Source organism: Bacillus salacetis (genome assembly GCF_049177075.1).
Lineage (GTDB): Bacteria > Bacillota > Bacilli > Bacillales > Bacillaceae_B > Rossellomorea > Rossellomorea salacetis_A.
Genome location: NZ_CP185377.1, coordinates 218,786 through 244,189, shown reverse-complemented (window position 1 = coordinate 244,189; position 25,404 = coordinate 218,786). Strand labels below are relative to the sequence as shown.

The 25,404-nt window shown below is 45.2% G+C and carries 24 protein-coding genes and 1 other annotated feature; of the genes, 12 read left to right on the top strand and 12 right to left on the bottom strand.

Annotated features, from left to right (window positions below):
* Positions 1–351: 351 nt before the first annotated feature.
* Entirely contained in the window at positions 352–1,821 is a 1,470-nt protein-coding gene (locus tag ACOJQI_RS01330; RefSeq protein ID WP_421382835.1) for a SulP family inorganic anion transporter, read from the bottom strand.
* Between the two features lie 291 nt (positions 1,822–2,112).
* Here ACOJQI_RS01330 and ACOJQI_RS01325 point away from each other — a divergent pair, with 291 nt between their 5' ends.
* Positions 2,113–3,366 carry an MFS transporter gene (locus ACOJQI_RS01325; RefSeq protein WP_421382833.1) on the top strand — a complete coding sequence of 418 codons (1,254 nt, stop codon included), beginning with the start codon at positions 2,113–2,115 and terminating at the stop codon, positions 3,364–3,366.
* A 267-nt stretch (positions 3,367–3,633) separates the two neighbouring features.
* On the opposite strand, the gene ACOJQI_RS01320 is transcribed toward ACOJQI_RS01325, so the two are convergent.
* The 3 genes from ACOJQI_RS01320 to ACOJQI_RS01310 form a co-directional block, all read right to left on the bottom strand.
* On the bottom strand, positions 3,634–3,783 hold the full coding sequence (locus ACOJQI_RS01320) for a YjcZ family sporulation protein (protein WP_421385366.1): 150 nt from the start codon (positions 3,781–3,783) through the stop codon (positions 3,634–3,636).
* Positions 3,784–3,915: 132 nt separating this feature from the next.
* Positions 3,916–4,761 carry a protein-glutamine gamma-glutamyltransferase gene (locus ACOJQI_RS01315; protein ID WP_421382831.1) on the bottom strand — a complete coding sequence of 282 codons (846 nt, stop codon included), beginning with the start codon at positions 4,759–4,761 and terminating at the stop codon, positions 3,916–3,918.
* 156 nt (positions 4,762–4,917) lie between these two features.
* On the bottom strand, positions 4,918–5,298 hold the full coding sequence (locus ACOJQI_RS01310; protein ID WP_421382829.1) for a VOC family protein: 381 nt from the start codon (positions 5,296–5,298) through the stop codon (positions 4,918–4,920).
* A gap of 151 nt (positions 5,299–5,449) precedes the next feature.
* Here ACOJQI_RS01310 and ACOJQI_RS01305 point away from each other — a divergent pair, with 151 nt between their 5' ends.
* The gene (locus ACOJQI_RS01305) at positions 5,450–6,019 is read left to right on the top strand and encodes a GNAT family N-acetyltransferase (protein ID WP_421382827.1); all 570 of its coding nucleotides are present in this window, start codon (positions 5,450–5,452) and stop codon (positions 6,017–6,019) included.
* Between the two features lie 154 nt (positions 6,020–6,173).
* On the opposite strand, the gene ACOJQI_RS01300 is transcribed toward ACOJQI_RS01305, so the two are convergent.
* On the bottom strand, positions 6,174–6,992 hold the full coding sequence (locus ACOJQI_RS01300) for a hypothetical protein (RefSeq protein ID WP_421382825.1): 819 nt from the start codon (positions 6,990–6,992) through the stop codon (positions 6,174–6,176).
* A 113-nt stretch (positions 6,993–7,105) separates the two neighbouring features.
* Between ACOJQI_RS01300 and mgtE the strand changes: the two genes are divergently transcribed.
* The 4 genes from mgtE to argS all read left to right on the top strand — a co-directional run bounded on the left by mgtE (position 7,106) and on the right by argS (position 13,613).
* The gene (gene mgtE / locus ACOJQI_RS01295; RefSeq protein ID WP_421382823.1) at positions 7,106–8,464 is read left to right on the top strand and encodes a magnesium transporter; all 1,359 of its coding nucleotides are present in this window, start codon (positions 7,106–7,108) and stop codon (positions 8,462–8,464) included.
* Positions 8,465–8,599: 135 nt separating this feature from the next.
* Positions 8,600–9,901 carry a hemolysin family protein gene (locus tag ACOJQI_RS01290; protein WP_421382821.1) on the top strand — a complete coding sequence of 434 codons (1,302 nt, stop codon included), beginning with the start codon at positions 8,600–8,602 and terminating at the stop codon, positions 9,899–9,901.
* A gap of 505 nt (positions 9,902–10,406) precedes the next feature.
* The gene (locus ACOJQI_RS01285; protein ID WP_421382819.1) at positions 10,407–11,585 is read left to right on the top strand and encodes an FtsW/RodA/SpoVE family cell cycle protein; all 1,179 of its coding nucleotides are present in this window, start codon (positions 10,407–10,409) and stop codon (positions 11,583–11,585) included.
* A 59-nt stretch (positions 11,586–11,644) separates the two neighbouring features.
* Positions 11,645–11,851, top strand: a binding site (T-box leader).
* Between the two features lie 73 nt (positions 11,852–11,924).
* Positions 11,925–13,613 (top strand): arginine--tRNA ligase, encoded by a 1,689-nt coding sequence (gene argS / locus ACOJQI_RS01280; RefSeq protein WP_421382817.1) that lies wholly within the window; start codon positions 11,925–11,927, stop codon positions 13,611–13,613.
* Between the two features lie 571 nt (positions 13,614–14,184).
* Here argS and ACOJQI_RS01275 read toward each other — a convergent pair.
* From ACOJQI_RS01275 to ACOJQI_RS01260, 4 genes are all read right to left on the bottom strand, one after another.
* Entirely contained in the window at positions 14,185–15,000 is an 816-nt protein-coding gene (locus ACOJQI_RS01275) for a DUF368 domain-containing protein (protein ID WP_421382815.1), read from the bottom strand.
* Positions 15,001–15,221: 221 nt separating this feature from the next.
* Positions 15,222–16,139 carry a diacylglycerol/lipid kinase family protein gene (locus ACOJQI_RS01270; protein WP_421382813.1) on the bottom strand — a complete coding sequence of 306 codons (918 nt, stop codon included), beginning with the start codon at positions 16,137–16,139 and terminating at the stop codon, positions 15,222–15,224.
* Positions 16,140–16,232: 93 nt separating this feature from the next.
* Positions 16,233–16,517 carry a hypothetical protein gene (locus ACOJQI_RS01265; RefSeq protein ID WP_421382811.1) on the bottom strand — a complete coding sequence of 95 codons (285 nt, stop codon included), beginning with the start codon at positions 16,515–16,517 and terminating at the stop codon, positions 16,233–16,235.
* 72 nt (positions 16,518–16,589) lie between these two features.
* Positions 16,590–16,739, bottom strand: coding sequence for an Lmo0850 family protein (locus tag ACOJQI_RS01260; RefSeq protein WP_421382809.1), 150 nt, complete (start codon positions 16,737–16,739; stop codon positions 16,590–16,592).
* 568 nt (positions 16,740–17,307) lie between these two features.
* Here ACOJQI_RS01260 and safA point away from each other — a divergent pair.
* From safA to ACOJQI_RS01240, 4 genes are all read left to right on the top strand, one after another.
* Positions 17,308–17,928, top strand: a complete 621-nt coding sequence (gene safA, locus ACOJQI_RS01255) for a SafA/ExsA family spore coat assembly protein (RefSeq protein ID WP_421382806.1) — start codon at positions 17,308–17,310, stop codon at positions 17,926–17,928.
* 111 nt (positions 17,929–18,039) lie between these two features.
* Positions 18,040–18,561, top strand: coding sequence for a hypothetical protein (locus ACOJQI_RS01250; RefSeq protein ID WP_421382804.1), 522 nt, complete (start codon positions 18,040–18,042; stop codon positions 18,559–18,561).
* A 102-nt stretch (positions 18,562–18,663) separates the two neighbouring features.
* Positions 18,664–19,083 carry a CBS domain-containing protein gene (locus tag ACOJQI_RS01245; RefSeq protein WP_421382802.1) on the top strand — a complete coding sequence of 140 codons (420 nt, stop codon included), beginning with the start codon at positions 18,664–18,666 and terminating at the stop codon, positions 19,081–19,083.
* A gap of 128 nt (positions 19,084–19,211) precedes the next feature.
* On the top strand, positions 19,212–19,370 hold the full coding sequence (locus ACOJQI_RS01240; RefSeq protein ID WP_421382800.1) for a hypothetical protein: 159 nt from the start codon (positions 19,212–19,214) through the stop codon (positions 19,368–19,370).
* Here the strand turns inward: ACOJQI_RS01240 and ACOJQI_RS01235 are convergent.
* Positions 19,353–19,859, bottom strand: coding sequence for an NUDIX domain-containing protein (locus ACOJQI_RS01235; RefSeq protein WP_421382797.1), 507 nt, complete (start codon positions 19,857–19,859; stop codon positions 19,353–19,355). The two genes, ACOJQI_RS01240 and ACOJQI_RS01235, sit on opposite strands and share 18 nt — an antisense overlap.
* Entirely contained in the window at positions 19,856–20,443 is a 588-nt protein-coding gene (locus ACOJQI_RS01230; RefSeq protein ID WP_421382795.1) for a histidine phosphatase family protein, read from the bottom strand. The genes ACOJQI_RS01235 and ACOJQI_RS01230 overlap by 4 nt, the downstream gene beginning before the upstream one ends.
* 212 nt (positions 20,444–20,655) lie before the next feature.
* Between ACOJQI_RS01230 and ACOJQI_RS01225 the strand changes: the two genes are divergently transcribed.
* Positions 20,656–21,858, top strand: coding sequence for a DUF819 domain-containing protein (locus ACOJQI_RS01225; protein ID WP_421382793.1), 1,203 nt, complete (start codon positions 20,656–20,658; stop codon positions 21,856–21,858).
* Positions 21,859–22,300: 442 nt separating this feature from the next.
* Here ACOJQI_RS01225 and ACOJQI_RS01220 read toward each other — a convergent pair whose 3' ends face one another.
* Positions 22,301–23,683 carry an L-cystine transporter gene (locus tag ACOJQI_RS01220; protein ID WP_421382791.1) on the bottom strand — a complete coding sequence of 461 codons (1,383 nt, stop codon included), beginning with the start codon at positions 23,681–23,683 and terminating at the stop codon, positions 22,301–22,303.
* A gap of 262 nt (positions 23,684–23,945) precedes the next feature.
* Here ACOJQI_RS01220 and cls point away from each other — a divergent pair, with 262 nt between their 5' ends.
* Complete coding sequence (gene cls / locus ACOJQI_RS01215; RefSeq protein ID WP_421382789.1) at positions 23,946–25,394, top strand: cardiolipin synthase; 1,449 nt, start codon at positions 23,946–23,948, stop codon at positions 25,392–25,394.
* Positions 25,395–25,404: the final 10 nt, after the last annotated feature.

The window sequence follows — 25,404 nt, the reverse complement described above, 5'->3', positions numbered from 1 at the left end:
ACGGACTGTTTTTTTCTATAAATCCAATAATTGAGAAAGTCACCAGGAAAAAGGAAGGGTACTTAAAATAAGGGAAGATTTTTCAGTTAAACTGCAGAATTTAACTGGCGAGAGGTAAATAAGGGAAGGATTTTCCGTTAAACATGCTCAACAACCCGATTTTCACGTTTTTTAAGTAAATAGCGGAAGATTCTTCCTCTATTTGACCTGTTTTCCCCGAGATTTCTTCAATAAGGGAAATTTCTTCCCTTAATAAAAAATAGCATACGAATAGTGATGCAATTCGTATGCTAAAGACTATGAATTTCCTCTATAGTGAACCACTTATTCCGAAGAAGAGCAGTCTCTATTTTAATGGCCTGAAAGCTTAGCGCCTTCTTTATTATGGACGGCCAATTTATCTATAAGGTTTGAACTAGCTTCATTAACGCCTATCAGTGTGACCGCTGTTCCTGATTCTCTTAGCTTCAGGACGATACGGTCGATCGCATTGACACCGGAGTCATCCCAGATGTGGGCTTTGGAAAGGTCAATTTCCACCTTCTCCACATTTTCATTGTAATCAATTGCGGCAATCAAGTCAGTTACAGACGCAAAGAAAATCTGTCCTGTAATTTGATATACGCGTTTCCCCGTTTGTTCCTCGATAAATGAGTGAACATGGACTTCTGAAATTTTAGCAGCGAAGAACAGTGCGCTTAAAATGATTCCAGCAAACACTCCTTTAGACAGGTCATGCGTATAAACCACTACAGCAACTGTCACAATCATGACAAGTGAATCTGTGATCGGCGCTTTTTTCAGCGCTTTTAGAGATCCCCAGTCGAATGTACCAATCGATACCATGATCATGACACCGACCAAAGCAGCCATTGGAATTTGTACAACCAGATCACCGAGAACCAGGATCAGGAACATTAGGAATACCCCGGCCACAAATGCAGACAAACGTCCGCGGCCGCCTGACTTAACGTTGATCACTGACTGGCCGATCATCGCACAGCCCGCCATGCCGCCGAAGAAACCAGCGACGATGTTCGCAATCCCCTGGCCTTTACTTTCCTGGTTCTTGTCACTTGCTGTATCTGTCATATCATCAACAATCGACGCTGTTAATAATGATTCCAGCAAACCAACCATCGCCAAAGCGATAGAATAAGGGAAAATAATGGCTAATGTCTCTAAGTTAAAAGGAATTTCCGGCACTAAGAAAACCGGGAGAGACCTTGTTAATTCCCCCATATCACCAACTGTTTTCACACCGAGACCGCCGAAAATAACGATCATGGAAATCGCGATGATCGCAATCAGCGGAGATGGAACAGCCTTAGTAAACCTTGGAAGGATGTAAATGATAGCAAGTGCTCCGGCAATCAAGGCATAAACCAATGGACCTTCACCAAGGAAGTGAGGCACCTGTGCCATAAAAATCAAAATAGCCAGTGCGTTTACGAAACCGACCATAACAGAACGAGGGATGAATTTCATGAACCTCGAAAGTTTAAATACCCCGAACAGAATTTGGAGCACACCTGTCAAAATGGTGGCGGCAAACAAATATTGAAGGCCATGGTCTTTCACCAACGTGACCATCACCAGGGCCATCGCACCTGTAGCAGCAGAAATCATTGCAGGACGCCCGCCGACAAAAGCAATGACAACCGCAATACAAAAGGAAGCATACAATCCTACCATTGGATCTACACCCGCAATGATGGAAAACGCGATCGCTTCCGGAATTAAAGCAAGGGCAACGACAATACCTGAAAGGATATCTCCTCTGACATTGTGGAACCATTCAGTTTTATAGTTTTTGAACAAAAACTTGCACCTCTCTCTATTAATATAGTATTTCTTTTCCCGTAGAAAAGACACCGACCAAAACATGAGTAATCATACCTGCTATTCAACAACTTAACAAGAGGTTATGTAAGCGGTATTTATTGATGTTTTCTCTTGATAACTTCGTTTTTCTAACAAAAACTATCTCATGCACTAAATTCGCACCACCTAAAAGTTTAACTATTCAGAAAAAATATTCTCATCTTAAAAGTCAAATCCTTACAAGGATGTCCAGCGTTTTTGCTATTCTATGGAAAGGAGGTTTTTACAATGAGTTCAAAAGCACCTATACATACGAAGTTTTATTATGGCTGGATGATTGTTGCGATTTCCGGTCTTGCTGTCTTTTTCTCCGGCCCCGGCCAAACTTACTCTGTTTCCGTCTTTATTGATAGATATATCGCTGAATTCGGATGGAGCCGGTCGCAGGTTTCTTCTATTTATTCTGCCGCTACCTTACTGTCCGGTTTATGTATGTTCTTTGTGGGATGGTTCATTGACCGTTTTGGACAGAGGCGGATGCTCGTCTTCGTTTCGATCGGGCTTGCGCTTGCCTGCCTGCTCAACAGCATGGTCGCGAATATAGCGATGCTTTTCATCGGGTTCTTCCTGATTCGATTATTCGGGCAGGGGTCACTCACACTCATTCCGAATACGCTTGTTCCTCAATGGTTTATCTTAAAGCGCGGTAAGGCGTTGAGTTTTATGGCTATCGGCGGATTTGCCAGCTCTGCAGCAATACCGCCGATCAATGCCTGGCTGGTTACCCAATACGGCTGGAGTTTCACATGGCAGGTGTGGACTGTACTTCTTTTAGTGGTTTTCACACCTCTTGCCCTTTTCTTTGTACGAAACAAACCTGAAGATATCGGCCTCCTTCCTGATGGACGGCAAGTAAGGCCTGACATGACGGAAGATGAGGAAGACGACTTGGAGGACAACTGGACTTTCCAGGAAGCCTTGAAAACAAAAGCCTTCTGGCTGCTCCTTTTCTGTGTCAGCATCCCTGCACTCGTCAATACCGGAATCACCTTTCACTTGATCTCCATTTTCAAGTGGAACGACCTTTCCGCAGGAACTGCCGCCCTTGTCCTCAGCCTGATGGCTCTCGTCGGCTTCCCGGTGACACTGCTTGCCGGAAGGGTTTTGGATAAGGTAAAGGTCAACTATGTACTTGCCGGGATATTCCTCGGGGAGATCATTTTCATCTTATTTCTCTTTGTTACAAAAAGCCCTTGGCTGGCGATTGTCTTCGGTCTGCTTTGGGGAATCAGCGGCGGTTTCGAACGGATTGCCCTGACCTATATCTGGCCTAGTTATTATGGAAGGGCTGCATTGGGACGCATCAAAGGAACCGCCACGACTGTCATGGTATTAGGGTCGGCGTTCGGCCCGCTGCCATTTGGTTTTGCCTATGATACGTTTAATGGCTATTCGGAGATCCTGCTGCTGACCTTGATCCTTCCCGCCCTCGGGATTGTATGCTCATTGCTGGCGAAAAAGCCGGCGAGGGAAACAGCTTGATAACAAAAGCGCAAGCGCCTTGATCAGCCCCGACAGGCATAAGACGAGCCGGCGGGAAGGTTGCTCTTTAACCTTCTTGACGGATTGGCTTATGACCCCGAGGGGCTAGGCGCTGGAGCTGGATGCAGAGCACAATCTTTATTATCCACACCCCAAAAATTTTATAATTTCCTTAACAATAAAAAGCGGAAGAAACCACTGAAGTCAAACAACGAAAAAAAATCCTGTGCAGACTAAGCGGCACAGGATTTTTTCATGATATTTATATTAACATTTAGGGACGAATGAAGCTCCTACGATAATCAACAAGATGAACAGAACCACGATCAACACAAAATCTCCATATCCACGGGCTGGAGCTACAGGGTAACAGTAAGCTGGCGAAGTGTACGCAGGTGATACTGCAGTTGGCGCCATATTCACATTAGGGGCTGCATTTACATTACCATACATTTTCTAGTCACTTCCTTTTAGGGCATATTTATCACTAACTATAGTACTCTCGGGATGCGTGATGTGAGCCCGTCAACCTCAAAAATGGGTGAAAGTCTATCTTGGCCATGGCAGCCCTTTAGAAAGATAACGATGATACCTCAAGCAAGAGATGGAATCTTTATTATGATGTATGACCCTTTGCTGCTTTTTCGCGCGGCTCCATTGGGAAACCCCGATACCTGCTGCACTATTGAAAGAAAGCCGTGTGATCAGGCTTGTTAAATAGGCAGACTGATCACTCCCATCCTTCCTCATTTTATTGAGAAATTCGAGAATTTCTGTATCGCTCATGACACCAAGCCCATGCCCAAAATATTGCCCATCCCCCATGGCCACCGCATTGACGCCCCGGTACCACGGGCTGTCAGGGCTATAGTCCGGATTATTAAAGTAAACGACATCTCCCGGCAAAACGTGGTCTCCATAGAATGTATGGATCCCCAGATCCTGATCGGTATGCCAGCTGTATAAATAGATATCTTGAAAAAGCGCATTGAAATCAGCTGCACCAATACTGTTTAAAACGGCATGATAGTAGATGATGACACATGCTGTGGCGCATTCAAATGCATATAACGTGCTGTTCGTGAAAATATCGCGTATCGCATCGGAAGGATTCACACCATCTTTTAACCGGAATCCGCCCGCACTCGTCAGGTCCCAATAGGCAGGATTGCAAGCCGCGTAAACGAAGGTGGTGAAGACCGCCTTTCCCCCACTCATCTGTTTTGCGCTTTCGATCATATTCTTTCTGTATTTCAATTCAAATAAAAAATCCTTGTTTGCAGGGTATGAATAGACCACTTTGGCATCAACCATTTTTACAGCGATCTTTTTTTCAATACTTCCCAGGTTCAATGAATCAATCTGCTGAAAGGTCCTTCCCGCTATTTGTATCATGAGCTTCCCCATCCCGGTTATAGTATTTGTTAGTACTATTCGTATTCATATCCGGGGTGAAAAATGAGGATGTGCTCAAAAAAGCCTGTACCCACGGGGGATACAGACCTTCTAATAAGCTGAAAAATATGGGAGCGCCCGCTTACTGAGACCTTTTTAAAGAGGTGTGCAAATCTCTATATAATGCCCGTCCGGATCTTCCACATAGGCAACGACTTGCCCCCAGGGCTTTTCTGTCGGCTCGAGCAGAATGGCAACTCCTTCCGCCCTTAATTTCTCAACGACACCTTTCACATCCTCCGTGACGAGGCCGATTTCAAAAGTCTGCTCTTTCCGTTTTTGATCAGGGATCGGTAGTCCGGTTATATCCCTGCCGGACTCTCTCGTATTAAAAGAAAGGGTTGTTGCGCCCGTTTCTAGTTCTATGTATGTTCCAGCTTCCATTTTAATAGAAAGCCCAAGCAGATCTCTGTAAAAATGAATGGTTTTATCCAAGTTTTCCACGTATAGGATGATATAGCCTAATTTCAATGACATCTTAATCCCCCCAAAAGTTATCGTCCCTACACTAATTCGATTTCCTTTGCGAAATTCCTTGTTAATGGATGTTTTCCTTTAGAGAAACTGCCGAGTGTGGTTAAATAAAATAAAGAGTTAATTTTCTGACGACAGGTATAGGAGAGATAGAATGACAATCACAGGACCAAAAGTAACTCTTCGGGCGGTCGAGCCGGAAGATCTTCCGGAATTATTCAAACTGATTTACGGGGAAGATGATACTCTTCCTGAATGGAAAAAATGGGATGCTCCCTATTTCCCTCACAGTAAACCCAACTATAAATCTTACATAAAAGGAACGGCGAGAAAAATTAAAGATGGCCGGGATAATCAGAGGATGGCGATTATTGTCGATGATATCCTCATCGGTACGGTCACCTACTACTGGGAAAACCAGGACACCAAGTGGCTTGAAGCCGGGATCGGGATCTACCGTCCGGAGTATTGGAATGGCGGCTATGGTACAGAAGCTTTGGCTCTATGGGTTGAACACCTATTCCAAACGCTTGATATCCCTCGCGTCGGCATCACGACATGGTCAGGCAATGAGCGCATGATGAAAGCTGCTGAAAAAATCGGGATGATCCTTGAAGGCCGCCTGAGAAAGTGCCGTTATTATAACGGAGAATATTATGATTCAATCCGGATGGGTATTCTTCGCGAAGAGTGGGAAGAAAAGAAACCTAGTTTCGTAAGGTAACAGGACGGGCTTTGCTTGTCCTGTTTTTTTGTTGTGACGGACCCTTTAGCACTTTAAAGCACGAAGAGGGACTGTCCCTCTTCGCGCTTTAAAGCGGTAAAGTTATTCTGCAAACAAAGAACCAGATTAAGCATACAGGCTTAATCTGGTTCTTTTAGTTGATATAAAGTCCCCACTCTTTGGTTTTCCGGTCAAAGACGAAATAGCCGTATGGCGGCTGGGCTGAGCGGGTTTTATAATCTTCGAACATGGTGTCCATATGCATGTAGTCACCCATTACCCAAATGGGCACCTTGATGTTTCCTCTGCCTTTGATGGCTTTTTCGATAGAAATCGCCGCTCCCTCTTTGATCTTCTCTTTTAGTGAATACATCACTTCTTTGGAGATCGGCGGAAGGTTGGTGACCTTCTGGCTTGGCAGGAGCCGCTTCAGGGACTTGTCCCCTTTTTGCTGCAGCAGCTTGGCCGAAATGACGCTTCCGAGCATGCTGTAGAAGTCATCCGTATAGCGGTAATAGGTTTTGTTGAACCATCCGTCATCATGTGCCAAGTAGACAAAGCGGTTATTCAACTTGGAATAGAAAGGTGAATGGAGACTTTGTTTCGTGTGTCCCATATAGAGGATTTCAGCCAGCTCCTGTCCGCCCAGCTGGTCAAGGCCATCCACTTCTTCAAAGTCGATCCAGCAGAAATCTCCGTAACCGTATATATTATCTCCTGCTAATTTGCTGACATCCTTCTTATTTGTATACTCCATCATTGTATTCATATTGAATGAGCCGTGATCAAATTGATGCTTGATCATCAGCAAGTGATTGAGAGGCTGCGGCAGGTTTTGTGAGAAATCCCGGAAACCCAATCCGTAAGACATCACATATTTCAGTGTTTCGTTTTGGTGTACATAGATGACGTCTTTAAAATGGCCGTTCTGTTTCAGTGGTACCACATCCCTTATTCTGGTATCTGAATTCATAACGTTAATTTTATCAAATTTTGACGAAAATAATATTTTATTATCATTACATTTTTTTAATACCGGTTAAGACTATAATAGAAGATGAAATCTCCACCAAAGGAGGTCGGAGCATGTATAAAACATTGCCGCAAGACCAATTGACACTGCTTACCATCAAGGCCCTTAAAGATGGAAAGAAAAAAGAACTGCAGCAAATCCTTGAAGAACTCCAGCCCTATGATATGGCGTTGATTTATAAAGATTTGCCTGAGAAACACCAGTCACGTTTCCTCCTTCAATTAACCATACCCGTTCTGGCGGATATGATTCAGGAACTTGCTCCGGAGGAACAAATTTCCGCCCTTCAAAGAATCGGGAAAGAACGGTCCGGCAAAGTCCTAGATGATATGGACAACGATGATATCGCCTCATTACTGGACAATATGTCACCGGAAAGGATCCAGCAATTCCTCTCGGGAATGACGAAAGAGGAATCATCCATCGTTCAGGACATGATGAACTACCCGCCGGAAACCGCCGGCCGCCTGATGACAAACCGCTTTGTCTGGATCAGGAATTATTACTCTGTCAGGGAAGCTGTCGATAAGTTAAAAACATTCGCGGAATTTGCGGAAACGATCAATTACTTATATGTTGTGGACGAACACAGAAAGCTGGTCGGGGTTGTCTCCTATCGCGACCTCCTCCTCGCCGATATGAATCATATGATCAAGGACATCATGTATACACGCGTAATTTCAATCGGATTGGAAACTGACCAGGAAGAAGCGGCAAGGCTGATTGAGCGATATGACTTCCTGGCCATTCCCGTCATTGACGATGAAGGGGAGCTGAAAGGAATCATCACGTTCGATGACATAATCGACGTTGTCATCCAGGAAGCGAACGAGGATATCGAGAAGCTGTCCGCATCCGGTAAGGCGATCGATTTCGATACCAAATCCCATGTTGCCGCCTACAGAAGGCTGCCCTGGCTGGTATTGCTGCTGTTTATCGGCCTTGTATCCGGGAGCATTATCGCTTCCTTTGAAGAGACACTATCCAAGGTTGTGGCTCTTGCCTTTTTCATGCCGATGATTGCCGGGATGACGGGTAACACAGGAACACAATCGCTGGCAGTCGTTGTCCGCGGGCTGGCTTCAAGGGACATTGACATGAAGACAGTCATGCGATTGATCGGGAGGGAATTCGGGGTCGCCCTGATCATCGGGGTTACATGCGCACTCTTGATTGCCGTTATTGCCTACGTCTGGCAAGGGAGCTATGTACTTGGTTTTGTCGTGGGGGCTTCGCTTCTGCTTACTTTGATTATCGGAACCATGGCCGGCACAGTGATTCCCTTGATCTTATATAAAATTAAAATCGATCCCGCTGTTGCTTCGGGACCGCTGATCACAACCATCAATGACATACTTTCGCTGCTCATTTATTTTGGCATCGCCTCATTTTTTATTCATGCGTTAATGTAGAAGCTGCCGCCTCTCCCGCTAATTACTAGAGAAAAGACTAATTCCAATTAAATGGGGGAATGTATTTATAAGAGTCTTTTTCGGGGAGGTGCAGAGGCCCAATCCTCTTAACGTTTTAAGGGGTTGCCCTTATTTATGATTGCTTTGAATCTATTTCTCGTAGCGGTCCTGATTGGATTGACAGCTTTTTTCGTTGCATCCGAGTTCGCCATTGTCAAAGTGAGGTCAAGCCGGATCGATCAGCTTGTCGCGGAAGGCAGCCCAAAAGCGGAGGCAGCACAGAAGATCATTTCCAACCTGGACGGCTACTTATCAGCATGTCAGCTCGGCATTACCATTACTGCTTTAGGCTTGGGCTGGTTAGGAGAACCGACCATCGTCGTTCTGCTGAATCCAGTATTCGAAAGCTTTGCGATTCCTGAATCGGTGTCACACGTCATTGCCTTCGTTATTGCATTCGGTGTGATCACATTCCTGCATGTCGTGATCGGTGAATTAGCGCCGAAGACGTGGGCCATTCAAAAAGCAGAACACATCACCCTTTTAACCGCAAAGCCGTTAATTATGTTTTATAAAATCATGTACCCTTTCATTTTTACATTGAATGGTTCAGCGCGCTTCATCACCAGGATGTTCGGCCTTGGAACAGCCTCCGAACATGAAGTCGCCCATTCGGAAGAAGAACTCCGGATCATTTTATCCGAGAGCTATGAAAGCGGCGAAATCAATCAATCTGAACTCGAGTATGTAAATAAGATCTTCGAATTCGATAATCGGGTCGCCAAGGAAGTGATGGTCCCCAGAACGGAAATCATCAGCCTTGAGAAAGATACACCTCTGAAAGAAATTGTGAGGACAGTCAAAGAGGAAGGCTACACCCGTTATCCTGTCACTGAAGGAGATAAAGATAACATTCTCGGGCTTATCAATATAAAGGAAATTCTCACCGACTGCCTGAGCAATGAGTGTCCACAGGATCAGCCGGTTCCCAACTATATCAAGCCGATCATCAGGGTCATCGAGACGATCCCGATTCATGACCTTTTGTTAAAAATGCAAAAGGAGCGCTCGCATATGGCAATCTTGATCGATGAATACGGCGGAACGGCTGGTCTCGTCACAGCGGAAGACATAATAGAAGAAATTGTCGGCGAGATCCAGGATGAGTTTGATATCGATGAACGTCCACTCGTCCAACAGGTGGCTGATGAGCATTTTATTATAGACGCTAAATTGTTGATTAATGAATTCAATGATCTTCTCGGGACGGACCTATCGGACGAAGAGGTTGATACAATCGGCGGCTGGATGCTCACCCAAAAGTATGACCTCAAACAAGGCGACTCCTTGTCTGAGGACGGATACACCATCACTGCCAAGGAAATGGAAGGGCACCACATTTTTTATGTCGAAGTGAAGAGAATGAATGAGGACTGACCGGGCTAATCGGGCAGTCCTCATCGTTTTTCCAGACGCTTTAAAATGTGAAATTAGGGTAATAGAAACAAAGGCCGGCGCAAAAGGAGTAAACCCATCTAAATCATTATTGTTCAGGCAACCCATCTTTGATAGAGTTAAGAGTGTTGGCTAGAGGTCAGGTTAGTTTTGTACATAAAACTGAAAATGATAATTTTAGCTTTATTATTCAGATAGTCCATTATGATCAACATTATTCGTCAGGAAGTTGATTGGAGCGGAAGGTGCCCGACCTCCTGCGGGATTAGCGGGACAGGTGAGACCCCGCAGGCGCAGCCGAGGAGGCTCACCGCCCGCCCCGCGGAGTCGGGCGCCTGCAGCGGAAATCAACCAATACCCTTTCAAACTGAAGAAAAGGTACTGCACTCTTCCAACCCAAAAATTTACTAATAAAAACATTTTCATATTTCACGGACTTCCATTAAACTGTACTATAGAATTCAATTAGAAATTAAGGTGAATGCACATGGAAACTCGCCAGCGTTTTTCAGATAAAATCGATTGGGGATTAATATTTTTACTGTTTCTCTTTTTCATTGTCAGCACAATTGCCATCAGCAGCGCCCAGACATCAGGCCAGTATGCTGGTTATAACTTCGTTTTAAGACAGGCTTTCTGGTATGTCGTCGGCTTCATCCTGATCGGGTTTGCTCTCTTGTTCGATCCGGATCAATACAAGAGACTGGCCTGGTACGCATACGGTTTCGGACTATTCCTGCTTGCCTTGCTGGTCATCGCCCCTTCCAGCATCGCACCCGTCCGAAACGGAGCGAAAAGCTGGTTTGAACTGCCGGGAGTCGGATCGATCCAGCCATCAGAATTCATGAAGACATTCTTGATCCTTGCCATCGCCAGGGTCATCAGCAGCCATCATGAGAATAATCCAAAGAAGACACTGAAGACGGATTTCATGTTACTTTTAAAAATCGGTGTGGTCACATTGATCCCACTAGGGCTGATCATGCAGCAGCCCGATTTGGGTACCTCACTAGTGATCATTGCGATTGTCAGCGGCCTTATCCTTGTATCGGGAATCACATGGAAATTGATTGTCCCTATCTTCGCCAGTATTGCGGCAGCCGGGGCTTCAATCCTTGCATTGGTCGTGTACGCGCCTCAGCTCCTGGAAAAATATCTGGGTGTCCAGCCGTACCAGTTCGGCCGCATCTACTCCTGGCTTGATCCTTATAATTATCAGAAACAGGAAGGCTATCACTTAGTCAATTCCTTAAAAGCCATTGGGTCCGGACAGGTATTCGGGAAAGGATATCAGGATAAACAGGTGTACATCCCTGAAAACCACACAGACTTCATATTCAGTGTCATCGGTGAAGAATTTGGATTCATCGGAGCCAGTGTCGTCATCAGTCTGTTCTTCCTGCTTATCTATCATTTGACGAAGACTGCTCTTGATATCAAAGAGCCTTTCAGCGCTTATGTATGTGCAGGTGTCATCAGCATGATCACCTTCCACGTTTTCCAGAATATCGGCATGACGATCCAGCTTCTGCCGATCACGGGTATCCCCCTTCCTTTCATCAGCTATGGAGGAAGTGCGTTAATGGGGAATATGCTTGCCCTCGGGCTCGTGTTCAGTATGAGGTTTTACCATAAGAACTACATGTTCTCTTCAGATGATTCATAAAATTTCAATTCAAAGGTTTCCTTTCGTGCAGGATGTGTGTATAATACTCTCTAACAATAATAAGTTCGATGACAAAGAGAGTAGTTTCAAGGCCAGAACCCCAGAGAGCCGGGGATGGTGGAAGCCCGGTGTTCCCCTTGGAATGAAGCGCACTTTGGAGAAGCATATCCGAACACTTCAGTAGGATATGCCGGGTACATCCCGTTATCTGATGAGCTGCCCTGTTTGGGGAAGAAGAGTGGTACCGCGGGAAACCCGTCTCTATCTAGAGGCGGGTTTTTTTGTATCCTAAAACAGCTCTTTGTCATCCGGCACTCAATTCTTTCGGAGGTGGAATCCATGAATTTATATGATTTTTATGCGGAATTGCTTGAAGAACATCTGAGTGAAGACATGAGTAAAGAAGAAATCAAATCCGTCATTGAAACGCCGAAATTTTCTCACCAGGGTGACCTTTCATTCCCCTGCTTTCAGCTTGCCAAAAAGAAGAGACAGTCCCCAGCAGCGATCGCAGCTGAATTAGCCGGTTCCCTTAGCAGCTCTTTCTTAGTAAAAGCAGAAGCTGCCGGTCCCTATGTGAATATCTTCTTTAACGGAAAAACGACTGGAGCAGAAATCATGGACGGCATTCTCTCCCAAGAACCTCAATTTGGAACCCTTTCTTTCGGGAAAGGCAAGGTCATCACGATCGATATGTCCTCACCCAACATTGCCAAACCTTTTTCAATGGGACACCTCCGTTCAACAGTCATCGGGAATTCCATTGCCCTGCTTGCTGAAAAATGCGGCTTTGAAACAATCAAAATAAACTATATTGGCGACTGGGGCACCCAGTTCGGAAAGTTGATCACCGCCTACAAAAAGTGGGGAGATGAGGAGAAGGTGAAAGCCAATCCGATCCCTGAACTGTTCAGCCTTTATAAAAAATTCCACAAGGAAGCAGAAGCGGATCCTTCCCTGAATGATGAAGGCAGACGGGCTTTTAAACTTCTCGAGGACGGAGATCCGGAAGTGACTGCCCTCTGGAACTGGTTCAAGAGTGAGTCCCTCTCTGCTTTCGAGGAAATTTATGAACTGCTTGGAGTATCCTTTGATTCGTATCATGGCGAATCCTTCTATAATGACAAGATGGGCGCTGCCGTAGAGCTGATCAAAGAGAAGGGGCTCCTTGAAACCTCGGAAGGTGCTGAAGTAGTCTGGCTGGATGACAAAGGCCTTCCCCCTTCCCTTATCAAAAAATCAGATGGGGCGACTCTCTATGCGACCCGTGATATCGCAGCCGCACTCTATAGGAAAAAGACATACGGCTTCTCACAGGCGTTATATGTCGTCGGCCAGGAGCAGACGATCCATTTCCGCCAGGTGTTTGCCGTGTTAGAAAAACTCGGCATGCCTTGGGCTGATCAAATGGTTCACATCCCATTCGGCCTCATCCTCCAGGAAGGCAAAAAAATGTCCACCCGGAAAGGAAGGGTCATCCTGCTTGAAGAGGTACTGAAGGAAGCCATCGATATGGCCTCCTCCAATATTAAAGAAAAGAATCCAGACCTTGAGAATGCTGAAGAAACCGCCCGCTGGGTCGGAACGGGTGCCGTCATCTTCCATGATCTCAAAAACGACCGGATGAACGATATCGAGTTTTCCCTTGAGGATATGCTCACCTTTGAAGGAGAAACAGGACCATATGTACAATATACTCATGCGCGGGCCCAATCCATCCTGAGAAAAGCGGACATGCAAGAGGCAGATCACTTTACCGGGCTGGAAGATCAAGAGAGCTGGGAATTGATCAAAATCCTGAACAAATATCCCGAAGTGATACAGGATGCCTATACAAACTATTCTCCATCGATATTGGCAAAATATATCCTTGCTGTCAGCAAAGCTTTTAATAAATACTATGGAAAAACAAGAATCCTGGAGGAAAATGAAGATCTGCACTCACGGCTTTTATTGGTGAAATCTGTCACAGATATTCTTAGTGACGGACTCTCCCTCTTAGGCATAAAGGCTCCATCCCAAATGTAGAATGTCGATATTTCCCGAGAAATTTTTTAGCACAAAAGCGCAAGCGCCTTGAACAGCCCCGACAGGCATAAGACGAGCCGGCGGGAAGGTTGCTCTTTAACCTTCTTGACGGATTGGCTTATGACCCCGAGGGGCTAGGCGCTGGAGCTGGATGATCAAAAGCGCAAGCGGCCGTTCAGCGCCGTACAGATTGGAGGGCTCTCGCATGAGATAAAGGAAACACGAAGAGCGGCAGCGATTCGATGTTGACTTATCTCTAAAAAGTGGAAAGGCCCCGCTCAGCGGCGTACGAACTGGAAGGCTTCCGCATGAGATAAAGGAAACACAACGAACGTAGTGAGTTGATGTTGACTTATCGCAAGAAGGAAGACTGAAGTTCGATAGCCGTTGGGGCCTTGCAGCTGGATTCGCAAGGAGAGAGACCGAAATCTGCTAGGCGCTGGCCGCTGGAGCTGGATGCAGAACACAATCTTTATTATTCACACCCAAAAATTTTATAATTTCCTTAACAATAAAAAAACAGCCCGGTTCACAAGTACTTCATGCTTGTGAACCAGACTGTTTTTATAATTTACGAATACTCGATACGCCCTAACACCCTTGCAAAAAATAAACCGACAAGAAATGTAAGGACACTTGCGATAATGAGAGCGGCACTTTCCGGGATACCCGGGAAAATAACCACAATGGATCCGACCACCAGGCCGATGATCAGGGCATAAGTCGCTGATGAATAGTTCTCCAGGAAGAACTTGATCAGCTTGCTCATGACGACGATGCCAATAAGGATACCAACCCCCACGACAAAGATGACATCAAGCTGGAAATTGGAAATACTGCTGATGACTGTTGAATAGACACCGATGATCAGCAGGATAAATGATCCACTGATACCAGGGAGAATCATGGCAGCACTTGCTATGAAGCCCGAGAAAAACAACAATACATATGTTCCTGTCGTTATGTCCTGTATCACTGCGGTTTCCTCTGATTTGAAGAATACCATCGAAGCCACGATGACAGCGCCGATTAACAGCAGAATATAATGATAGGGCTTAAAATTCGTTTTCATCTCTGATTTTTGAGCTAAATAAGGGATGATTCCAATGATCAATCCCATGAATAAAAATTGGGTAGGAGCCGGATAGTGTTCAAAAAGCCACTCAATAAGCTTGGCTAATACCAGAATGGAGGTCACAACACCAATGCCAAGCGGGATCAAGAATCGCAAGTGCGTTTTCCATTCTTTACTGAAAATACCGTTGATGGCAGCGATCAATCGATCGTAGATACCCAGCATGACAGCAATCGTTCCGCCGCTCACACCCGGGATCACATCACTCGCGCCCATTATCATACCTCTATATATATTTTTCCATTCCCACATTAGATGATCTCCTTTAACATTTTCTAACATTCAACTTTTCAATGCGGTTTAATACCGCTACAACAGTTTATCATCATCAGACAATATTTTCTATAGATTATAATACTCACCAGTTATTTGTCCTATTTTGTCAGAAATTCAGATGCGCTTGCAATAAAAAAGCAGGCCATTCAGTGTACCATTGGAGCTTGGACACCAGAATTGAACTGCTTGATTGTTGGTTAATCGACAGCTTCTTGCTTTTCTTCCTCCCCGACGATAAACGGGATATGGTGTTTCAATACTTCCAGTTTGGCGGGGGTTTCGGTATAGACCTCCCCGTCCATATCGATATTCTGGAGGGGTGTGCTATCTATTGCGGCACTCCGCGCTCGAAAATGAAGGATTTCCCCGCTTTTTTCATTAAGTTTGCCCGTTCCTTTTGCAGCCAGCAATTCTTTCAAAAGGCGGAAACCTGCTTCTTTAATAATGAAGATATCGATCAGTCCGTCACTATATTTCTGAGGCGGAAGAGGCAGTTCACTTGTGCCGATGAACCTTCCATTTGCCACGAACACCATGACAGCCTCTTCTTCGACAGCTTTTCCATCAATCTCCGCCTTGAAGGTAAAGCTCTTTGCTTCCTGTATGGTCTGGAATGCACTGAGGTAATAGCTCAGCTTTCCAAAGACCCCTTTTACTGCTTCATTGACATTCTGGGAGGCATTCGCAATAATTCCGACTCCCCAGAAATTTGAAAAATAACGTTCATTTGCTTTGACGATATCAATTTCTTCTATCATACCCTGCTTAATCAGCCTTGCCGCCTGTTTGATATCCTGGGGGATCCTGAGCGAGCGGCTGAAGTCATTACAGGTACCGGCTGGCAGTATGGCTGTCTTCGGCCTCTCAGCAAGTTCCGCTAAACCATTCACACACTCATGGACAGTCCCATCACCGCCAAGAATGATGATGAGCTCATAGTTTCCGCCCTTTTCCCTGCAAATCCGTTCTGCGTCCGATTTACTTTTGGTGCCATAAAGCGTCAACTCATCACAACATGATGACAGTTCACCTATACAGTTACCCAGGGTTGAGTCCAGATCATCCTGACCTGCTTTTCCATTATAAATCAGTAAAGCATTTTTATACCGGTTCATATCCTTCAGCCCCTAACTCTTTTCACTTCTATTACTCTTCTTCATACCACTTTCACGGCATAAAAAAACACCTAACAAAATGTTAGATGCGGGTCAGGCTGTATGCGAGTCGTCTTGAGGAACCGTTTTCATCGCTTTGTAAGCAAAAGCCAGTCTTCCTCTGATATAGGACTGCGGATCATAAGCGATATTTTCATTCTTTATTCTGTGGATTTCCACCTCTGCAAAGGTTCCAAGGGCCCGGCATATGTTATCCAATGCCATTTTAAGTGCTTGCGGATCATTGGCCAGCTTCCTGTTCATACACTGATATGAAAGCTCATCTGCCTTTCGTCTGATCGCTTTCAGCGTTTCTACATCGAACATGGATTCAGGCATACTCTTCCCTCCCCTTCCTACTAAAAGTATATCGAAAGAAGGGGATGATTATGTCTGTCCCATATTTCAATTTTATGAATCATGTGACAGCGGTTTCGGTAAAGGCTGCAGGCTTTTCAGTGATTGGAAAACTTCCATTCGGGATTTCGTTTTTGTAATGTTGACACCGACCTTCGAGAGCTTTGAAACGACTTTCTTTAACCGATCATTTTCGTTTGCCACTTTGTGTACACCCTCTCATAAAATTGTCTCTTCCAGTACTACGAATGAAACCTCATTTGGTTTCACTTTTTTCCGAAATTCATAAGTCCATTTTATATTACCACTTAATACTCTGTTTAACCTTATTTTGAATATTTTTTAACTTTTTTCTTTTCTTATGTGCTTCTCTTGATGCTTATTGGATGAGTTTGTTGATTTGCGCTCCAGGTGTACGACTCCGCGGGGCTCGCGGTGAGCCTCCTCGGCTGCGCCTGCGGGGTCTCACCTGTCGAGCTAGTCCCGCAGGAGGTCGCACACCTTCCGCTCCAATCAACCTTATGAACAAGAAGCGAAAAAACTTTAGTAGCGTGTTCCAGAAAAACTTTCTGTAGACACCTTTCCCTGTTTCTTCAACCTTTAACGTCCTATAGAATCCCCCTATAGACACTTTCTCCAGCTTCTGCAAACTTCCATGTCCTATAGAGCTCTTATATAGCCTTTCCTGCGGCATCTTTTGTGCGTTTTCAAAAAAACATTTTTTTACAAAATAGTTCACATAAAAAATTCAATAATTGACATCATAAGTATCATGAAAACTAAAATTCTTTCCATTGTCGTCACGTTGTCTATTGCCTTTGGGTTAATTGCTCCAACTATTTCTCACGCAGCAGATGTCTATTATGTTCAAAGAGGGGATACGCTTTGGATAATCTCCAAAAAGTATCAAATCGGGCTTTCTGAAATCATCAATGCCAATACACAGATTCCCAACCCGGACCTTATTTATCCTGGACAGAAGATCAACATCCCTAATAAAGATGTGGTCAAAGGGATTGAAGGTGAAGTCATCAGGCTTACGAACCAGGAACGTGCCAAAAACGGCCTCTCTCCTCTTCGTGCAGACTGGCAGCTTTCAAGGGTAGCGCGTTATAAATCAGCTGACATGAGAGATAAAGGATATTTCTCACATACGAGCCCAACGTATGGATCTCCATTTACTATGATGAAGAACTTCAACATCAACTACCGTGCCGCAGCTGAGAATATCGCTGCCGGCCAGCCTACTGCCCAGTCAGTAGTTCAGGCTTGGATGGAAAGTCCCGGCCACAGAAAGAATATCCTGACTCCTAACTACACGCATATTGGAGTTGGATACGTAAAAGGCGGTTCCTATGGAGCCTACTGGACACAAATGTTCATTCAAAAATAAGGAGATGAAACCATCTGACAGAGCTGCCTTCCCGGGCGGCTCTGTTTGTTTTTGTCCTAATTACTTCTCCCAGGCATATACATGTACAAACGCTAAGGGAGGAGATTTTTTTTGAAAAAGATACTGGTTTTCCTGTTGAGCGCAGTTACCCTCCTCGCATTATTTCTGCCTTTCACCGCCGTTATTGCTGAAGACCCAATCATTGACAGCATTGATGAAAAGCTGGAAACGGTCGATCCGTACTATCAGAAGGGTTCTGCTGGTGTGATGGATTTTGTGGATTTGACAATGGATGTCGCCATTAATGAAGAAGAGACTGAGACCCAAAAGGTGAAGATGGTATTCGTGAAGTATCAAATTGACAGAGACACCATCTTTCACTTCAATAAGCAGGAAATCTTCTATTACAGTCTGGATAAAAACACTCTGCTTGAAAATGATTCCGTCATCGGAAATGAGGAGTCTCAAACATTCATCACTAGCCATCAAGATGATTACCGCAGACAAATCACTCCAGGTTCTTTAGCCTTGATCCTGATCCTTGTATTTGGAACCGTGCTCGTGTTCCCGCTGTTCGTGATCCTTTTACAGAAAAATGCCCCATCTGACGAACTTTACCACTACAAGCTGTAGCTGGTAACTTTGGCTGGACTTAGAAGGCTCTGTAAAGAATAAAACAGCCCCGGTTTCCCATACTAATTATGTACTGACCAATACTTTCAAGGGGGAATCAGAATGCGAGTACGTGATGTAATGACAACGAATGTAGAGGCCTGTTCCGCTCAAGACACCTTCCAATCAGCTGCCAATAAGATGAGTTCCCTGGGAGTGGGAGCTTTGCCGGTTGTGCAGAATGGACAGGTTGTCGGTATGGTTACAGACCGTGACCTTGTAGTGAGGGGCTTATCCCATAACAACACTGCCGGCGCAATCCAAGGTGTTATGTCAAACCACGTCGTCTCTGTTTCTCCGGATGCCTCGGTAGAAGAAGCCGCGGCATTGATGTCCCAAAACCAAGTACGCCGCCTTCCTGTTGTTGAGAATGGGAACCTGGTCGGGATGCTTGCACTGGGCGATTTGGCAGTACAACAGCAGTCCGATCAAAAAGCCGGGGCTGCCCTCAGTCAAATTTCTGAGCCAGACCATCTTCATTAATCGCGAAAACGTCCGTTTCGACGGGCGTTTTTTCTATAATTATGGTTATATTTCCATGACCAGGAAGGATTTTCAGCCTTTTTGTCGAAACCTTTTGTACAGATGAAGACAAAAAAGGGGGAATACCAATGCGCTCTGCAAAACCTTCCCGCCGCAGGCCCAGAAGCTACCGGCGCGAAAAACAAAAGACAGCCGTCATTGATAACTTGGTCGATTTCCTGTATATGATGATCGGCATCACTATGATTACCTGCGTCTTGCTCCTTGTATTAAATTACGGTATTTAAATCAACTTTTACCGCTTCATTTAAAGCTTCCAAAGCAAATTCATGATCATTGATCACATAAGGTATCTCTGAAGGTTCAGCCCAGATCCGGCAAGCGGATTCATTATTTCTTAGGAATGGCAGGACCTCTTTTATATCCATACGGTAAAAAACCTGGTACCCAACCAAAGGGTACTTTCCTTTTGGGTCAAACTCCGGATTGTTCTTATGGCTGACTTCAATCAGGCTGATCTGCCTGACTTTCCCTTTTACAAATGCCTCTTCCATCACTTCCCTATGAAGGGCTTCCTCAGGCGTTTCTCCCGCTTCCACATGCCCGCCGGGAAAATTGAATCCTCTGCCCTTTATGTTTACGAGAAGGACCTTACCCTGATCAAAGCAGCACCCATGTACACTGGTAACCAATTCAGTTGGCGGCAATTGTTCAGAACGAATCCATGTCAGTTCGACAAGCCCGCTCCCCCACTGAACCTTGATGGTTTTTCTCATACACTTCCCTCTAAAGCAGGGGTTTCCCATAACCGAATGACTTTGCTGAGCTTTTCCCCTTCAAATACAAGCTTGTAGATATCCGGTTTGGTCGTGCTCCGCCAAAAATCGAGAGTGCCATAAGCGGGATCAAAAGCCCCCATGATAATGGTCATCACGTGTCCATGGATACCGACTGCCACGCTTTCCCCCTCATGCTTCTGCAGTACTTCCATTAAGGCAGCCGCGCCTCTCTCCTTTACCTCATCATTGCTCTCTCCTCCAGGGAAAGAGAATGCCGGATGGTCAAATACTTTCTGCATCGCTTGTTGAGTATCCTCTATGAAAAAATCCTTTGATGCCAGGTCCCTTTCCCTGAAACGTTCATCAATTTGAACCGGGAGACCCTTTGCATCTGCCAGACCTTGCACAGTTTGAATGGCTCTTGTATAAGAACTGGAATAGACCGCATCAATTTTCTCTTCCAGCATTATTCCCTTCACCCGCTCTGCGTCTTTCAATCCTTGAACAGATAATCCTCTGGTCTCTTCTTCTTCTAAATTAAATACCGAATGTGCATGCCTGATCATATAAATAACCGTCATTCCCATCACCTGTCCTTTCAACATTGAAATTCGGCATTGAAAAAGAGAATCCTGCTATCTTAATCATGTCAATTTCATGTCATATCTTTTAGATTGTTGAGAAGGTTTTCTAATATAGTAATCTTGTGACTTTTGCTTCTTTTTAAAAATCAGGGACCTTAAGCGCTTTCATGTTATGATGTGAACGTAGTAAAGAGTAGGAGGTTAAAATAATGCTATTTCTCTCAACACCATTGATTCAGGATCCGATGGCCATATTTGCCTATCTTGCAGCGGTGGTCGGCCTGATCTTCGTCTTAGGAGAGTCGAAAAATCCTTTTCTGCAAAAGTTTTTTCATTATGCTCCTCCATTAATTTGGACATATTTCATTCCGATGTTATCGACTACAGTCGGCATCATTCCGGACAGCTCCGACTTGTACAGTTTTGTGTCCACTTACATACTGCCTGTGGGACTGCTGCTGCTGCTGCTTTCCGCAAATGTACCAGCGACACTCAAACTGGGGCCAAAAGCCATCATGATGTTCCTTGCCGGGACGGTCGGCGTCATTATTGGCGGTCCGATAGCGCTTGCCATTTTCCAGCCGTTTCTGCCTGAAGAAGCCTGGACAGGTGTGGCTGCCCTCGCCGGGAGCTGGATTGGCGGCAGTGCCAACATGGCTGCTTTAATCGAAGCAACCGGCACGCCGGACTTTGTCCTTTCGCCGATCATTGTTGTTGATACGGTTGTCGGATATGGCTGGATGGGAATCATGATTTTCCTTGCAAGCTTCCAGCATAAGTTCAACAAATGGAATAAGGCCGACAATTCAGTCATCCAAAAGGTGAACGAAGATATGGGCGCACTTCAGCGAAAGAATTCTCGCCCTATCGATGTCCCGCAGCTGGCAGCCATTCTTGGACTTGGTTTCGGGGTAGCCTATGTGGTTCGTATTTTTGCAGAGACGCTTCCGGAAACTTCCGTCCTTTCTGCGGGAACATGGACGATTATGATTATCTCGGCAGTCGGTATCCTGCTGTCTTTTACAAAAGTCAGCAACCTGGAAAACTACGGCGCCAGTAAAGTGGGATATGCCGGGATTTATATCTTGCTGGCAACCATCGGGGCAAAGGCAGACCTGGCTTATGTCGTCGAAGCACCACAATATGTATTAATGGGAATCGTATGGCTTGCCATCCATGTATTCGTTATCTTCCTGGCAGCCCGCCTGCTTCGTGCACCATTGTTCTTTGTTGCCGTCGGCTCACAGGGTAACATCGGCGGAACAAGCTCCGCCCCAGTTGTTGCTTCTGTCTTCCAGCCTTCCCTTGCCCCTGTAGGGTTACTGATGGGAATCATGGGGAATGTCGTCGGGACCTATGCCGCCGTAGCTTGTGCCATGCTCGCCGAATGGGTCAGCGGATTTTATTTTTAAGATTGATAGTTTGCTATGTAAACGAAACTCCTTTGGGGTTTCGTTTTTTGTTATTGATGGGAAGTGACCAAATGACATTGGCTGTTTTTAATTACAATCCTAGCTTTCTAGGACTTTAAAGATGGAAAAGACAATCTAGAGTCCTTTATATAATTCTTATAGGACTTTAAAATTCGGAAAGAGTATCCAGCGTCCTTTAACGGCTGCTTATAAGACTTTAATAATGGAAACGGGTTTCTAACGTCCTTTAAAAGCTCTCTATAAGACTTTAAATTTCGAAAAGAGTATCCAGTGTCCTTTAAAGACTTTTTATAAGACTTTAAAATTCAAAAAGGGCATCCAGCGTCCTTTAAACTTCCCACATAGGATTCACCTCTGTAACACCAGCCCAACACCACCAAAAAAAGACCCATCCGCTCAAACACGGACAGGTCTCCCCCCTTTACCCTTCCACTGCATTCGGGTCATCATATACTTCAATATCTAATTCATCCGTCACTTTACCGGTGATCAAGCCGGATGTCATGGCTCCGCTGACATTGACGGCTGTACGCCCCATATCGATCAGGGGTTCAATGGATATCAGTAAACCAGCCAGGGCAATCGGCAGGTCCATTGCCGAGAGCACGAGGATAGCGGCAAAAGTTGCTCCGCCTCCGACTCCAGCCACTCCGAATGAACTGATGGCCACAACCACGATTAGTGTAAAGAGGAACGACGGCGTCATCGGGTTGATCCCTACAGTTGGCGCAATCATGACCGCCAGCATTGCGGGATAAACTCCGGCACAGCCATTCTGCCCGATGGACAACCCGAATGAACCGGAGAAGTTGGCAATGCCTTCCGATACGCCCATATGTTTGGTTTGGGCATTAATCGTCAATGGCAATGTCCCCGCACTGGAGCGGGAAGTAAAGGCGAAGGTGAGAACCGGAAAAGCTTTTTTCAAATAGGTGATCGGGTTTAATCCGGCCAGCGTCAGCATAATCAAATGGATGGCCAGCATGACGAGCAGCGCAGCATAGGATGCAGCAACAAATTTTCCAAGTTTTAAAATCGCATCGAAGTCACTTGTTGCCACTGTCTTTGCCATAATGGCAAAGACACCGTATGGCGTTAAACGGAGAACCAATTTCACAACCCGCATGACAATAGCATAAATGGCGTCAACAATCTTTTTAAAGAACTCGGCTGTTTCCTTTTCTTTACGATAAACGCCAAGATAAGCGACACCAATGAAAGCAGCAAATATAACTACAGCAATCGTTGATGTGGCCCTTTCTCCTGTAAAATCCAAGAATGGATTGGCCGGCAGAAGCTCAAGAATCCTCTGCGGGTAGCTTTGGTCTTCCAAGGCAGCGGAACGTTCCTCAAGCTGAAGTCCCCTCGCAGCTTCCGCATCCCCTTGTTCAATTTGGATGGCTTCCAGGCCGAAACCCTGCGCAGCCGCAATCCCGACTGCAGCCGCAATTGCAGTTGTCCCGACCAGGAGCCCGATGATCAAAACAGCGATTTTCCCCAGGTTATTTCCGAGCTTAAGCTTGGTAAAAGCAGAAAGAATCGATACAAAGACAAGAGGCATGACAACCATTTGCAAAAGCTTGATATAACCATATCCGACGATGTTGAACCAATCGATCGACTGCAACAGGGTTTCATCGGCCGGACCATACAGCCATTGAAGAACAAACCCGAAGACAATCCCCAGCCCAAGGGCAGCAAAAACCCTTTTGGAGAAAGACAGATGTTTCTTCTGCATGTAAAAAAGGACACCTGCGATGATAAGAAATGCGGCTATGTTGGCAAGCAAAGCCAAACTGGTCATTCCCTTCCCTCCCTTTGAATAATGTAGTGTTAAGAAGGCAGTGAACGTTCACTGCTTTTACATCATATGAGGGAAAGAATTATTGTATGTTTCATGTTCTCCAGTATGGGAAGAAGGATGGAGACAAATCCGGAAGCAAGAGCACGTTGAGGAATTTTAGATGGAAGGAACCGGATTAACTTGTTCCGTTGTGATAGAATGACTAAGTATAATCAAAATTACTGATTGGCGTTATTATTTCATTGATTCAGAGGGGAATTGTATGGATATCCTGTCTATTTTTCTTGGCATCTTTGTTGTTTTGAATATAGCCTTCGCCTGTGTCGTCGTATTTCTTGAAAGGCGTGATGCCGGTGCCACCTGGGCATGGCTGATGGTATTGCTTTTCATTCCTGTGCTGGGCTTCATCCTCTACCTGGTTTTTGGGCAGAACCTGACCCGGAAGAGGTTGTTTCAGTGGGATGAAATTGAAAAAATCGGTATTGAGGAGCTGATTGCAAGGCAGGTTAAAGAAATCAAGGGAGAGTCTTTTTCTTTCAGGGACAGCACGATCAGCACAAATAAAGAACTGATTTATATGCATTTAATGAATAATGAAGCGGTCCTGACCCAGGATAATGATATCACCGTCTACACCCATGGTGAAGATAAGTTTGAGGCTTTGCTGAATGATATCAAAGCGGCCAAAAACCACATTCATTTTCAATATTACATACTGCGCAGGGACGCGCTTGGCAAAAAAATCCTGAGTGCCCTGACTGAAAAAGCGGCGCAGGGTGTGAAGGTACGGGTATTATATGATGAAATGGGTTCACGAACATTGAACAAAGGATTTTTCCGTGAACTGATCAAGGCTGGCGGGGAAGTGGAAGTCTTCTTTCCTTCACGGATCCCTTATATCAACCCGCGCCTCAATTACCGGAACCATCGGAAGCTTGTTATTATTGATGGAGTGACCGGATATGTCGGGGGGTTTAATGTCGGCGATGAATATCTTGGGCTGAATCCGAGATTCGGTTACTGGAGGGATACTCACCTCAGGCTGGAGGGCAGCGCCGTTCTGGCCATGCAGACCAGGTTTATCCTCGATTGGAATCAGGCTTCCGCATCAAGGGATATTCATCTTGAACGCAGGTATTTTCCTGAAGCCAAATTTAAAGGCAATGCCGGAGTGCAAATCGTGACGAGCGGTCCGGATTCGGAATGGGAACAAATCAAGAATGGATATATCAAGATGATATCTTCGGCAAAGGAATCGATTTACATCCAAACGCCTTATTTCATTCCTGATGCAAGTCTTCTTGATGCGTTAAGGATTGCTGCCCTTTCCGGTATCGATGTCAGAATCATGATCCCTAATAAACCTGATCACATGTTTGTGTACTGGGCTACTTTCTCCTACATAGGGGAGATGCTGAAAGCCGGAGCACGGATTTATATCTATGATAATGGCTTCATTCATGCAAAAACGATTGTCGTTGACAGTGAGCTGTCTTCTGTCGGGACAGCGAATATCGATGTCCGCAGTTTCAGGTTGAATTTTGAGGTGAATGCATTCATTTATGATATTGAGCTGTCAGAAGAACTTAGCTCCATCTTCCTTAAAGATATTCGATTATCCAGGGAGCTAACCATGGCAGAATACTTAAAACGCCCTTTATGGATCCGGTTCAAAGAATCCATCTCCAGGCTCTTATCCCCCATCTTATAATAACAAAAGG

Bases quoted from the DNA above. Each gene is read 5' to 3' on its own strand.
- ACOJQI_RS01325 (WP_421382833.1), top strand. From the start codon at position 2,113: ATGAGTTCAAAAGCACCTATACATACGAAGTTTTATTATGGCTGGATG.
- ACOJQI_RS01320 (WP_421385366.1), bottom strand. From the start codon at position 3,783: ATGGCGCCAACTGCAGTATCACCTGCGTACACTTCGCCAGCTTACTGT.
- ACOJQI_RS01315 (WP_421382831.1), bottom strand. From the start codon at position 4,761: ATGATACAAATAGCGGGAAGGACCTTTCAGCAGATTGATTCATTGAAC.
- ACOJQI_RS01310 (WP_421382829.1), bottom strand. From the start codon at position 5,298: ATGTCATTGAAATTAGGCTATATCATCCTATACGTGGAAAACTTGGAT.
- ACOJQI_RS01305 (WP_421382827.1), top strand. From the start codon at position 5,450: ATGACAATCACAGGACCAAAAGTAACTCTTCGGGCGGTCGAGCCGGAA.
- ACOJQI_RS01300 (WP_421382825.1), bottom strand. From the start codon at position 6,992: ATGAATTCAGATACCAGAATAAGGGATGTGGTACCACTGAAACAGAAC.
- mgtE (WP_421382823.1), top strand. From the start codon at position 7,106: ATGTATAAAACATTGCCGCAAGACCAATTGACACTGCTTACCATCAAG.
- ACOJQI_RS01290 (WP_421382821.1), top strand. From the start codon at position 8,600: ATGATTGCTTTGAATCTATTTCTCGTAGCGGTCCTGATTGGATTGACA.
- ACOJQI_RS01285 (WP_421382819.1), top strand. From the start codon at position 10,407: ATGGAAACTCGCCAGCGTTTTTCAGATAAAATCGATTGGGGATTAATA.
- argS (WP_421382817.1), top strand. From the start codon at position 11,925: ATGAATTTATATGATTTTTATGCGGAATTGCTTGAAGAACATCTGAGT.
- ACOJQI_RS01275 (WP_421382815.1), bottom strand. From the start codon at position 15,000: ATGTGGGAATGGAAAAATATATATAGAGGTATGATAATGGGCGCGAGT.
- ACOJQI_RS01270 (WP_421382813.1), bottom strand. From the start codon at position 16,139: ATGAACCGGTATAAAAATGCTTTACTGATTTATAATGGAAAAGCAGGT.
- ACOJQI_RS01265 (WP_421382811.1), bottom strand. From the start codon at position 16,517: ATGCCTGAATCCATGTTCGATGTAGAAACGCTGAAAGCGATCAGACGA.
- safA (WP_421382806.1), top strand. From the start codon at position 17,308: ATGAAAACTAAAATTCTTTCCATTGTCGTCACGTTGTCTATTGCCTTT.
- ACOJQI_RS01245 (WP_421382802.1), top strand. From the start codon at position 18,664: ATGCGAGTACGTGATGTAATGACAACGAATGTAGAGGCCTGTTCCGCT.
- ACOJQI_RS01240 (WP_421382800.1), top strand. From the start codon at position 19,212: ATGCGCTCTGCAAAACCTTCCCGCCGCAGGCCCAGAAGCTACCGGCGC.
- ACOJQI_RS01235 (WP_421382797.1), bottom strand. From the start codon at position 19,859: ATGAGAAAAACCATCAAGGTTCAGTGGGGGAGCGGGCTTGTCGAACTG.
- ACOJQI_RS01230 (WP_421382795.1), bottom strand. From the start codon at position 20,443: ATGACGGTTATTTATATGATCAGGCATGCACATTCGGTATTTAATTTA.
- ACOJQI_RS01225 (WP_421382793.1), top strand. From the start codon at position 20,656: ATGCTATTTCTCTCAACACCATTGATTCAGGATCCGATGGCCATATTT.
- ACOJQI_RS01220 (WP_421382791.1), bottom strand. From the start codon at position 23,683: ATGACCAGTTTGGCTTTGCTTGCCAACATAGCCGCATTTCTTATCATC.
- cls (WP_421382789.1), top strand. From the start codon at position 23,946: ATGGATATCCTGTCTATTTTTCTTGGCATCTTTGTTGTTTTGAATATA.